Origin of the sequence: Streptomyces bobili, assembly GCF_002154575.1 — a bacterium.
Classification (GTDB): Bacteria; Actinomycetota; Actinomycetes; order Streptomycetales; family Streptomycetaceae; genus Streptomyces; species Streptomyces bobili.
Genome location: NZ_MUBA01000042.1, coordinates 1 through 10,095 on the forward strand (window position 1 = coordinate 1; position 10,095 = coordinate 10,095).

At 70.9% G+C, this 10,095-nt stretch carries 10 protein-coding genes; all 10 read right to left on the reverse strand.

The features are described from left to right. Positions 1 to 246: 246 nt before the first annotated feature. Positions 247 to 639, reverse strand: a complete 393-nt coding sequence (locus BZL64_RS03970) for a YccF domain-containing protein (RefSeq protein ID WP_086766198.1) — start codon at positions 637 to 639, stop codon at positions 247 to 249. Further along, positions 636 to 1,496 carry a zinc metalloprotease HtpX gene (htpX, locus tag BZL64_RS03975; RefSeq protein WP_086766200.1) on the reverse strand — a complete coding sequence of 287 codons (861 nt, stop codon included), beginning with the start codon at positions 1,494 to 1,496 and terminating at the stop codon, positions 636 to 638. The genes BZL64_RS03970 and htpX overlap by 4 nt, the downstream gene beginning before the upstream one ends. Before the next feature lie 216 nt (positions 1,497 to 1,712). Continuing rightward, positions 1,713 to 3,230, reverse strand: coding sequence for an NADH-quinone oxidoreductase subunit N (locus BZL64_RS03980; RefSeq protein ID WP_086766202.1), 1,518 nt, complete (start codon positions 3,228 to 3,230; stop codon positions 1,713 to 1,715). Further along, positions 3,227 to 4,801, reverse strand: coding sequence for a complex I subunit 4 family protein (locus tag BZL64_RS03985; protein ID WP_086766204.1), 1,575 nt, complete (start codon positions 4,799 to 4,801; stop codon positions 3,227 to 3,229). The genes BZL64_RS03980 and BZL64_RS03985 overlap by 4 nt, the downstream gene beginning before the upstream one ends. Positions 4,802 to 4,807: 6 nt before the next feature. Further along, positions 4,808 to 6,802 (reverse strand): NADH-quinone oxidoreductase subunit 5 family protein, encoded by a 1,995-nt coding sequence (locus tag BZL64_RS03990; RefSeq protein ID WP_086766206.1) that lies wholly within the window; start codon positions 6,800 to 6,802, stop codon positions 4,808 to 4,810. Next, positions 6,799 to 7,197: an NADH-quinone oxidoreductase subunit NuoK gene (nuoK, locus tag BZL64_RS03995; protein ID WP_086766208.1), complete on the reverse strand. Its 399-nt coding sequence runs from the start codon at positions 7,195 to 7,197 to the stop codon at positions 6,799 to 6,801. The genes BZL64_RS03990 and nuoK overlap by 4 nt, the downstream gene beginning before the upstream one ends. Then, on the reverse strand, positions 7,197 to 7,835 hold the full coding sequence (locus tag BZL64_RS04000) for an NADH-quinone oxidoreductase subunit J family protein (protein ID WP_086766210.1): 639 nt from the start codon (positions 7,833 to 7,835) through the stop codon (positions 7,197 to 7,199). Before BZL64_RS04000 ends, nuoK begins: the two co-directional genes overlap by 1 nt. Next, positions 7,832 to 8,461 (reverse strand): NuoI/complex I 23 kDa subunit family protein, encoded by a 630-nt coding sequence (locus tag BZL64_RS04005; protein WP_086766214.1) that lies wholly within the window; start codon positions 8,459 to 8,461, stop codon positions 7,832 to 7,834. Before BZL64_RS04005 ends, BZL64_RS04000 begins: the two co-directional genes overlap by 4 nt. Before the next feature lie 56 nt (positions 8,462 to 8,517). After that, on the reverse strand, positions 8,518 to 9,486 hold the full coding sequence (locus BZL64_RS04010) for a complex I subunit 1/NuoH family protein (RefSeq protein ID WP_086766212.1): 969 nt from the start codon (positions 9,484 to 9,486) through the stop codon (positions 8,518 to 8,520). Further along, positions 9,483 to 9,803 carry a hypothetical protein gene (locus BZL64_RS04015; protein WP_086766213.1) on the reverse strand — a complete coding sequence of 107 codons (321 nt, stop codon included), beginning with the start codon at positions 9,801 to 9,803 and terminating at the stop codon, positions 9,483 to 9,485. Before BZL64_RS04015 ends, BZL64_RS04010 begins: the two co-directional genes overlap by 4 nt. Positions 9,804 to 10,095 lie beyond the last annotated feature (292 nt).

A 10,095-nucleotide genomic window follows, 5' to 3' on the forward strand; every position in this document is an offset into this window, starting at 1 on the left:
GAGCGGGGCGGGCGTAGGAGGCGGTGGGCGTAGGCGGCGGCCAGGGCCCGTTACGCGGTCGGTGCTTGTGCTCGCCCGGATATTCGGGACACCGGGCACGGGCGGGCGTGGGCCCGGCGTCCTGTCGGTGGTGTCTTCGCCTGCTCGTTCTCGCTCATGCATTCATGGTGCGGGTTGCCACTGACATCCGGGCCGGCCTGTGGACAACCGGCGGACTGTGGACAACTTCGGTCCGCTCGCGGTGGTTCAGCGCCCGGCGAACGGCTGGTCCGTGGGCACGATCTCGCGGCCCAGCGGAAGCAGTGAGACCGGGATCAGCTTGAAGTTGGCGATGCCGAACGGGATGCCGATGATCGTCAGGCACAGCGCGATACCGGTGACGATGTGGGCGAGGGCCAGCCACCAGCCGGCGAGGACCAGCCAGAGGACGTTGCCGAGACAGGAGGGGGCTCCGGCGTCGCGGCGCTCGATGGTCGTGTAGCCGAAGGGCCAGAGGGCGTAGACGCCGATACGAAAAGCGGCGATGCCGAAAGGTATGCCGATGATCGTGATGCACAGCAGCAGGCCTGCGAACACGTATCCGAGGAACAGCCAGAAGCCGCTGAGGATGAGCCATATGACGTTCAGGATGGTCTTCACTGGTGGCCTGCCATCTTCTCGAGACGGGCGATGCGCTCCGCCATCGGCGGGTGCGTCGAAAACATCTTGGAGAGGCCCTGGCCCGGGCGGAACGGGTTCGCGATCATCATGTGGCTCGCGGTCTCGATGCGGGGCTCGGGCGGCAGCGGAAGCTGCTTGACGCCCAGTTCGAGCTTGCGCAGGGCACCGGCGAGGGCCAGGGGGTCGCCGGTGAGCTGGGCGCCGGAGGCGTCGGCCTCGTACTCGCGGGAGCGGCTGATGGCCAGTTGGATGAGGCTGGCGGCGAGCGGGCCGAGGATCATGATCAGCAGCATGCCGAGGATGCCGGGGCCGTCGTCGTCGTTGGACCGGCCGATGGGGATCAGCCAGGCGAAGTTGACCAGGAACATGATCACGGAGGCGAGGGCGCCGGCGACCGAGGAGATGAGGATGTCGCGGTTGTAGACGTGACTCAGCTCGTGGCCGATGACGCCGCGCAGTTCTCGCTCGTCGAGGAGGCGGAGGATGCCCTCCGTGCAGCACACCGCGGCGTTGCGCGGGTTGCGGCCGGTGGCGAAGGCGTTGGGCGCCTCGGTCGGGGAGATGTACAGGCGGGGCATGGGCTGGCGGGCCTGGGTGGAGAGCTCGCGGACCATGCGGTACAGGCCGGGCGCCTCGAACTCGCTCACGGGGCGGGCACGCATGGCGCGCAGGGCCAGCTTGTCGCTGTTCCAGTACGCGTACGCGTTGGTGCCGAGTGCGATCAGGACCGCGACGACGAGCCCCATGCGGCCGAAGAAGCTGCCGATGACGATGATGAGTGCGGACAGTCCCCCAAGGAGAACTGCGGTCCTGAGCCCGTTGTGCCGGCGGTGCACGGTACGCCCTCCAAGTCGTGCGGCAGGGGAACCCTTCGCTTGCTGATCTCGACTTCTGATCCGCGGTTCCACTGGTGGTTCCACTGGTGTCCTTGGTGCCACCTCCAGTGGAACCTCCCGTTTTGGACAACGCCAGACGAGGGCCCCGGGTTCCCTTGTGCTCCCGGAGGCGGGCGTGGGCCGTCCGGGTGACCGGTCGGAAGAGGGTGGTGCCGGTCAGAAGAGGGTGGTGCCGGCGAAGCGCAGGACCAGTTGCGGGGCGCCGGAGAGGACGATGCCGAGGACCGCGGTCAGGGTGATGGCGGCCGTGAGGGGCGCGGGGACGGGGTGCTTGCCGGTTGCGCCCTCGGGGGCGCGGAACAGCAGGGCCGTCCACTGGAGGTAGTAGTACAGCGCGATCACGACGTTGACGGCCATGGTGACGGCGAGCCAGCCGAGGCCGGCTTCGACCGCGGCCGAGAAGACGGTGACCTTGGCGAAGAGTCCGATGATGCCGGGCGGCAGTCCGGCGAGGCAGAGCAGGAAGAAGGCCAGGGTCAGGGCGGCGAGCGGGTTCTTCGCGTAAAGGCCCCGGTAGTCGGTGATGCGGTTCGTGGCGTGTCTGCGGCCGACCAGGGCCGCGACGGCGAAGGCGCCCAGGTTCACGGCGGCGTACATGAGGGCGTAGGCGACGGTGGAGCCGACGGCGTGCTGGGGGTCGTCGGAGTAGGCGGCGGAGGCGATCGGGACCAGGAGGTAGCCGGCCTGTCCGACGGAGGACCAGGCGAGCAGGCGTACGGCGCTGTACGCGCGCGTGGCCTGCTGGCGGAGGGCGCCGACGTTGCCGACGGTCATGGTGAGGGCGGCCAGTGCCGCCAGGGCGGGGCCCCAGACGTCGGCGTACGACGGGAAGGCGACGACCGTGACGAGGATGAGGCCGGAGAAGCCGACGGCCTTGCCGACGACGGACAGGTAGGCCGCGATGGGGAGGGGGGCACCGACGTAGGTGTCGGGGACCCAGAAGTGGAAGGGGACGGCGGCCGTCTTGAAGGCGAAGCCGATGAGGGTGAGGACGACGCCGGTCTGGGCGAGGGTGTGCAGTTGTCCGTCGACGTCTTGGATGCGGTCGGCCACCTGGGTGAGGTAGAGGGTGCCGGTCGTGGCGTAGAGGAAGCTGATGCCCAGGAGGCTGACGGCGGTCGCGGTGACGGACGACAGGAAGAACTTCAGCGCGGCCTCGGAGGACCTGCGGTCGCCGTGCCGGATGCCGACGAGGGCGAAGGCGGGGAGGGAGGCGACCTCCAGGGCGACGACGAGGGTGGCGAGGTCGCGTGAGGCGGGCAGGAGGGCGGCGCCCGCGGCGGAGGACAGCAGCAGGAACCAGTACTCCCCTTCGGGGAGCCTTCCGCGCTCGTCCTTGAGGGCGGTGACCGACAGGAGGGCGGCCAGCAGCGCACCTCCGAGCACCAGGAACTGGATGACGAGGGTGAAGTGGTCGGCCGTGTAGCTGCACACGCGCGTGTCGCCGGTCAGGCAGAAGGTGGAGCGGTCGCCGTCCAGGAGGGGCAGCAGGAGGGCCGTGGCGGCGGCGAGGCCCGCGACGGAGAGCCGGCCGAGGAGCGGCTTGCGGTGCTCGGGCAGGAAGAGGTCGGCGACGAGGACGACGAGTCCGACGACCGCCGTGAGGGTGGGCGGTGCGATGGCGAGCCAGTCGACGGACTGGACGACCGAGGGTGCGGCGGCGAGCTGGCTCATCGGTTGCCTCCTGCGAGGAGCTGCTGCACGGCCGGGTCGGTCAGGCCGAGAAGTGCCTTGGGCCAGAGGCCGGCGACGACGGTGAGGACGACGAGCGGTGTCCAGGCCGCGAACTCGTACGCGCGTACGTCGGTGAGGCGTGGGCCGTCCTGCGGGACGGCGCCCATGCAGACGCGGCGGACCACGACGAGGAGATAGGCGGCGGTCAGGAGCGTCCCGAACGCGGCGATCGCCGTGAAGGTGAGGAAGGCGGGGCGGCTGAGGCCGTCGGCGGGGTTGAACGCGCCGAACAGGGCCAGCATCTCCCCCCAGAATCCGGCAAGGCCGGGCAGGCCGAGGGAGGCGACTGCGGCGAAGGCGAGGAGGCCGCCGAGGCGGGGGGCCTTGCCGTAGAGGGCGGCGCCGGTCTCCTCGGCGAGGGTGTCGAGGTCGCTGGTGCCGGTGCGGTCCTTCAGGGCGCCGACCAGGAAGAACAGCAGGCCGGTGATGAGGCCGTGGGCGATGTTGGCGAAGAGGGCGCCGTTGACGCCGGTCGGCGTCGTGGAGGCGATGCCGAGCAGGACGAATCCCATGTGGCCGACGGAGGAGTAGGCGATGAGGCGCTTGAGGTCGCCCTTGGCGCCCGGTCGGGCGAGGGCGAGGCAGGCCAGGGAGCCGTAGATGATGCCGACGACGGCGAGGGCGGCGAGGTAGGGCGCGAAGGTGTGGAAGCCGTCGGGCGTGACCGGGAGGACGATGCGGACGAACCCGTACGTGCCCATCTTCAGCAGAACGCCGGCGAGGAGGACCGAGCCGACGGTCGGGGCGGCGGTGTGGGCGTCGGGCAGCCAGCTGTGCAGGGGCCACATCGGGGTCTTCACCGCGAGCCCGATCCCGATCGCCAGAACGGCGATGACCTGCACGGATGTGGACAGCGAGCGGCCGTTGTCAGTGGCGAGTGCCACCATGTCGAAGGTGCCCGCCTTGATTCCGATCAGGAGCAGGCCGAGCAGCATGACCACGGAGCCGAGCAACGTGTACAGGATGAACTTCCAGGCCGCGCGGGTCCGGCCGGCGCCGCCCCAGCGGGCGATGAGGAAGTACATCGGGATGAGGACCATCTCGAAGGCGAGGAAGAACAGCAGCAGGTCGAGGACGGCGAAGGTGGCGAGGGTGCCGGCCTCCAGGACGAGCAGCAGCGCGACGAAGGCCTTCGGGCTCGGGCCCGCGGGCAGGTTGAAGTACGAGTAGAGCGCGCACAGGAAGGTCAGCAGCGCGGTCAGGACCAGGAGGGGGAGGGAGATGCCGTCGATGCCGAGGTGGATGCGCACGTCGAGTGCGGGGATCCAGCTGATGTCGGTCGTGGCCTGCATCTTCGACGGCTGGTCGTGGTCGAAGCCGAGCGCGAGGACGATCGCTGCGATGAGGATCGCCCCGGTCACGGTGACACCGTGCCGCAGGACGGCCTGCTCGGGTGACCTCCCCTTCAGTCCGGGCGGGGCGGGGAGGAGAGCGGCCGCCGCGCCGAGGAGCGGGCCGGCCACGATCAATGCCAGAAGGAACTGCATCACGGACTCGCTAATACCGATCACGCGTGCTCACGCTCCCGTGGCGACGAGGAGGACGGCGACCACCAGGACGACGGTGCCGGCGAGCAGCGCGCTCACATAGGTCTGGACGTTGCCGGTCTGGGCTCGCCGTACGGCGGTGCCGAGCCAGCGGGGCAGGGTGCCCGCACCGCGTACGTAGGTGTCGACGACCTCGCGGTCGAGGAATCGGACGAGGCTCGCTGCGGCCTGCACCGGGCGGACGAACAGGGTGGTGTAGACGGCGTCCAGGTGGAAGCCGGTGGCGGCGTGGCGGTGCAGCGGGCCGAGCAGGAGCCGCCCGGGGTCTGCCGGGTCAGGGGCCGAGGCCACGTCTCCGTAGGCGGGTGCGTGGGTCGCGATGGCTTCGGCCTCGACCTGTGCGGCGTCGCCCTCGGGGTGGGCGGCGACGGCGCCGATCGGGACACGGGCGGCGACTGCGGTGGTGTGCCGCCAGGCGCTGTGGACGACCAGGCCGCCGACGAGTGCCAGGCCGGTGCCGAGGACGGAGGTGGTGAGGGTGGGGGCGAGGTCTCGGCCGTCGAACCAGTCGGGCAGGGAGCGGTAGGCGAGCCCGCCGAGGGCGAGGGACGGGACCGCGAGCACCCACAGCACCACGGTCATCGTCAGCGGTTGCCGGCCGTGGTCGGGGGCCTCGGCGCCACGGCCGCGGAAGGCCAGCAGCCACAGCCGGGCTGCGTAGGCGGCGGTGAGGACGGCGGTGAGCAGACCGGCGACGAGGACGATCCAGCCCGCGGCGGCCGGGGCGTGCTCGGTGTGGCCGGTGGTGACGTGCTCGGCGGCGCCGAGGACGGACTCCTTGGAGAAGAAGCCGCTGAAGGGCGGGATCGCGGCGAGCGCGAGGAGCGCCACGGTCATCGTCCAGAAGGCGTCCGGGACGCGGTCGCGCAGTCCGCTCATGCGGGACATGGCGGCCAGCGAGTTGGTGCCGGCCGCGTGGATGATCACGCCGGCCGCGAGGAACAGCAGGGCCTTGAAGGCTCCGTGGGAGACGAGGTGGAAGACGGCGGCACCGCGGTCGCCGACGGCGAGGGCGCCGGTCATGTAGCCGAGTTGGCCGATCGTCGAGTACGCCAGTACCCGTTTGATGTCGTCCTGGGCGAGCGCGGCGAGACCCGAGCCCGCCATGGTGACGGCGGCCATGACGGCGAGGACGGCCATCGCGGCCTGGGACGCCTCGAACACCGGGAGGAGACGGGCGACGAAGTAGACACCGGCGGCGACCATCGTCGCGGCGTGGATCAGCGCGGAGACGGGTGTCGGGCCCGCCATCGCGTCGGGGAGCCAGGTGTGCAGCGGGAACTGCGCCGACTTGCCGGCCACGCCTGCCAGGAGCAGCAGGGCGATCAGCGTCGGGTGGTCGAGTCCGCCGTGCGCGACCGTGCCGAGGATCTTCGTGATGCGGAAGGAACCGGCGTCGGTGGCGAGGGCGAACAGGCCGATGAGGAAGGGGACGTCGCCGAGCTTGGTGACGAGGAAGGCCTTGATGGAGGCGGCTCGGGCCTCCGGGGTCTCCCAGTAGTGGCCGACCAGGAAGTAGGAGCAGATGCCCATCACTTCCCAGCCGACCAGGAGCACGATCAGGTCGCCGGAGTAGACGACGAGGAACATCGCGGAGGTGAACAGGGAGACGAGGGCGGCGTACGAGGGGTAGCGCGGGTCGTCGCGCAGGTAGCCCGTCGAGTAGATCTGCACGCAGGTGGCGACGAGTCCGACCACGAGGGCGACGAGGGCGGCGAAGCCGTCGATGTGCAGGGCGAGTTCGACCGGGACGGAGCCGGTGGGCGTCAGCTCGGTGGCCGCGTCGACCGCCGCGTCCCCGCCCTGGCGTACGGCGACGATCGCGGCCAGTGCGAGGGACGCGAGGGTCGGCAGGACGGCGAGCGGGCGGACGAAGCCGGGGGCGGTGCGGCCGAGGAGCAGGCCGGTGACGGCGCCGAGGAACGGAAGGAGGGGGACGAGGACGGCGAGGGTGGTCGTGGTCACGCGGTGGCCTCAGCCTTCTCGGCCGCGGGGGCGGTGCCGTCGTCCTCGGCGGGTTCGTCGCTCGGGGCGCTCTCGTGGCCCTCGGCGGTGTCGCGGAGTTTGTCGATGTCCGCGGTGCCGCGGTTGCGGTGGACGGCGAGGACGATCGCCAGGCCGATGCCGATCTCGGCGGCGGCGATGGCGATGGTGAACAGGGTCAGGGCCTGGCCGGAGTGCAGGGTCTCCTCGGCGGTCCGGCTGAGCCAGACGTCGAAGGCGACGAGGTTCAGGTTGACGGCGTTGAGCATCAGCTCGACCGACATCAGGACCAGGATCGCGTTGCGGCGGGCGAGGACGCCGTAGAGGCCGGTGCAGAAGAGGAGGGCGGAGAGCACGGCGGGATAGGCGAGGTGCATCAGCGGGCGCCTTCCTGCTCGGCCGGATTTTTCCGGGCATCCGGGACGGATGGGGAACTCTCGTCGGTGTCTCGGGAGTTCAGAGAGGGAGAGCTTCGCTCCGCCTTCGCCTTGCGGGACAGGACGATCGCGCCGACCAGGGCCGCGAGGAGGAGGACGGAGAGGGCCTCGAAGGGGAGGACCCAGTTCTGGAAGAGGCTCGCGCCGGTGGCCTCGGTGGAGCCGGCTGCCGGGCCGTCGAGGTCGATCCAGGTGGCGCGGAAGGCGTCGACGACCACCCAGACGAGTGCGGTCGCGGCGGCGACGGCGACCGTGAGGGCGGCCCAGCGGTTGGCGGAGTCCGCGTCCGGGGAGCGGCCGATGGGTGCCCTGGTGAGCATCAGACCGAAGAGGAGGAGGACGACGACGGATCCCACATAGATCAGTACCTGCACCCAGGCGATGAACTCCGCGGTGAGCAGGAGGTACTCGACGGCGAGACCGCCGAGGGTCACCACCAGCCAGAGGGCGGCGTGCACCAGCTGTTTGGTGGTGACGGAGACGAGGGCGGCGCCGAAGGTCACCAGGCCGACGAGGAGGAAGGCGATCTCCACGCCGGTGGGTGAGAGGAAGCCGTGGGGTGCCTGAGCGAGGATCACGCCTCGCCTCCCTGGGGGTCGTCCGGTCCGGCCGGGGTGGCTTCGGTGGCCGAGGCGTCCAGGGTGGCTTGTTCGGCCTCGGCGGCCTGGGCGGCTTGTTCGGCCTGGGCGGCGGCCAGCTTCTCGGCCGTCTTGCGGGCGGCGGCGATCTCCTTCGGTTCCTCCGCGCCGGGGTCGAGGGCGGGCGGGGCCGGCACGGTCCACATCCACTCGCGGAGCTTGTCCCGCTCGTGGGTGAGTTCGTGGATGTCGGTCTCGGCGTACTCGAACTCCGGGGACCAGAACAGGGCGTCGAAAGGACAGACCTCGATGCAGATACCGCAGTACATGCACAGGGCGAAGTCGATGGCGAAGCGGTCGAGGACGTTGCGGCTGCGCTCTCGTCCGCCGGGGGTGGCCGCCGGGATCGTCTCCTTGTGGGAGTCGATGTAGATGCACCAGTCCGGGCACTCGCGGGCGCACAGCATGCAGACCGTGCAGTTCTCCTCGAACAGGCCGATCACACCGCGGGTGCGGGGTGCGAGGTCGGGCTGGACGTCCGGGTACTGCTCGGTGACGGTCTTCCGCGTCATCGTGCGGAGCGTGACGGCCAGGCCCTTGGCGAGGCCGGAGCCAGGAATCGACATGCGGGGCCGGCCGGCGGGCGTCGTCGAGGAGTGGTGGTCGGGTGACGGGCGGGACATCAGGAGATCACCACCTTGACGACGCCGGTGAGGGCGATCTGGGCGAGGGACAGGGGGACGAGGAGAGTCCAGGAGAGTTTTTGGAGCTGGTCCTCGCGCAGGCGGGGGTAGGTGACGCGCAGCCAGATCACCACGAAGGCGAGGACGGCGGACTTCAGCAGGGTCCAGACCCAGCCAAGGCCGTCGGCGCCCCAGGGGCCGTGCCAGCCGCCCAGGAAGAGGACGGTGGTCAGACCGCACAGGACGACGATTCCGGCGTACTCGGCGAGGAGGAACAGGGCGAAGCGAAGGCCGGTGTACTCGGTGTAGGCGCCGAAGATGATCTCCGAGTCGGCGACGGGCATGTCGAACGGGGGGCGCTGGAGTTCGGCGAGGCCGGCGGTGAAGAAGACGATCGCGCCGACGATCTGCCAGGGCAGCCACCACCACTCGAAGGCGTCGACGATGCCGGGGAGCGACACCGTGCCGGCCGCCATGGCGACGGAGGCGGCGGTGAGCAGCATCGGGAGTTCGTAGGCGAGGAGCTGAGCGGCCGTGCGCAGGCCGCCGAGGAGGGAGAACTTGTTGGCACTGGCCCAGCCGGCCATGAGAGAGCCGAGGACGCCGACGCCCATGACGGCCAGCACGAAGAAGACGCCCGCGTCGACGACCTCGCCGACGGCGCCCTCGCCGGGGCCGATCGGGATCGCGAGGAGGACCAGGAGGTACGGGAGCAGGGCGACGGCGGGGGCCAGCTGGAAGATGCGGCGGTCCGCGCCCGCGGGGACGATGTCCTCCTTCTGTGCGAACTTCACGCCGTCCGCCACCAGTTGGGCCCAACCGTGGAAGCCGCCGGCGTACATCGGGCCGAGGCGGCCCTGCATGTGGGCCATCACCTTGTGCTCGGCCTGACCGACGATCAGGGGGAAGGTGAGGAAGACGACGAAGACGATCAGGAGTCGCAGGGCGACGTCGAGAGCGTCGTTCACTGCGGGCCTCCCTGGGGGTTCGCGGGGGTGTCGTTGTCCGAGGAGCCGGTGTCCGGGGAGTGGTTGTCAGAGGAGTCGCTCTCGGGGGCGGCGTCCTCAGGGGCAGGCTGTTCGGTCGTCGCCGGTTGCTCGGGGTCGGGGTGGGCCGTGTCCCGTTGCGGGTCCTCGAAGGCGGGGCGGGCGTGGTGCCAGGGGGCGTCGGCACTGCGGGAGGCACCGCCGGGAGTGGCCGACGGCCGGCCGGCGGATCCCTCGGACGCGCCGCGCGGGCCCTCCGGGGGCTGGGCGGCCGGGTCCTCCGGGGGCAAGGCCTTCAAGGGCGAGGTCTCCGCGGGCGAGGCCTTCGGGAGCTGGTCCTCCCGAGACGAGGCTCGCGGGGTAGTGGCCTCTGCTCGCTGCGAAGCAGACCCTTGGCTCACGCTTCGGGATCGGCGGGGAGCGGCGGTCCCGGCCGTGCTGCGGGGGGCGGTCTCGCTCGGCGGCGCCTCCGCGGTGGTGGCCGGCCGGCCTGGCTTCTCGCCGGCCGACTGGTCCGGGGTCTGCTTCACCGACTGGTCCGGGCTCGGGCTCACTGGCTGGTCCGGGCTCGGGCTCACTGGCTGGTCCGGG

What these genes read in the sequence shown, in the direction of transcription:
- BZL64_RS03980 (WP_086766202.1), bottom strand. Translation starts at nt 3,230, where the DNA reads ATGAGCCAGCTCGCCGCCGCACCCTCGGTCGTCCAGTCCGTCGACTGG.
- BZL64_RS04005 (WP_086766214.1), bottom strand. Translation starts at nt 8,461, where the DNA reads ATGTCGATTCCTGGCTCCGGCCTCGCCAAGGGCCTGGCCGTCACGCTC.
- nuoK (WP_086766208.1), bottom strand. Translation starts at nt 7,197, where the DNA reads ATGCACCTCGCCTATCCCGCCGTGCTCTCCGCCCTCCTCTTCTGCACC.